This is a genomic window from Curtobacterium sp. MCBA15_007 (genome assembly GCF_001864905.1).
GTDB lineage: Bacteria > Actinomycetota > Actinomycetes > Actinomycetales > Microbacteriaceae > Curtobacterium > Curtobacterium poinsettiae.
On record NZ_MJGM01000041.1, the window covers coordinates 1 to 562 of the forward strand.

General features: G+C 71.4%; 1 protein-coding gene. It reads right to left on the minus strand.

All coding sequences use genetic code 11. The annotated features are described in order from the left end of the window. Positions 1-26 precede the first annotated feature (26 nt). Positions 27-562 (minus strand): helix-hairpin-helix domain-containing protein (locus tag BIU95_RS13380; RefSeq protein ID WP_071251898.1); only part of this gene is annotated, 536 nt, incomplete at its 5' end.

A 562-nucleotide genomic window follows, 5' to 3' on the forward strand; every position in this document is an offset into this window, starting at 1 on the left:
GTGACGGACGGGAGGCGCGGGGTTCGTCACGACGGTCGCTGCGGACCGTCGCTGGTCACCTCGGGGACCCGCACCGGGCCTCCGGGGTGGGTAACGGTCTGCTGGGTGGCTGCGTCCTCGGTCACGGTGTCCGCGATCGCGTCGGCGTCCGGCTCGGGGGCGCTGGACGCGCTCGTGGCCGGTGCGCTCGTCGGCGTCTGGGCCAGCTTCGAGACGACCGCGGCAGCCGTCGCCGGACCGATCCCGTTCACCTCGCCGATGTCCTCGGCCGTGGCTTCACGCAGCCGGGCGACCGATCCGAAGTGCTTCAGCAGGGCGTTCACGCGACTCGGTCCGAGACCGGGGATCTCGGACAGCCGTGAGCGCACGTCGCGCTTGCGCTTGCTGCGCTGGTGGGTGATCGCGAACCGGTGCGCCTCGTCACGGATCCGCTGGATCAGGAACAGCGCCTCGGAGTTGCGGGGCAGGATCACCGGGAAGTCGTCGTCCGGCAGCCAGAGTTCCTCGAGCCGCTTGGCGATGCCGACCAGGGCGATGTCGTGCACGCCGGCTTCGTCCATCG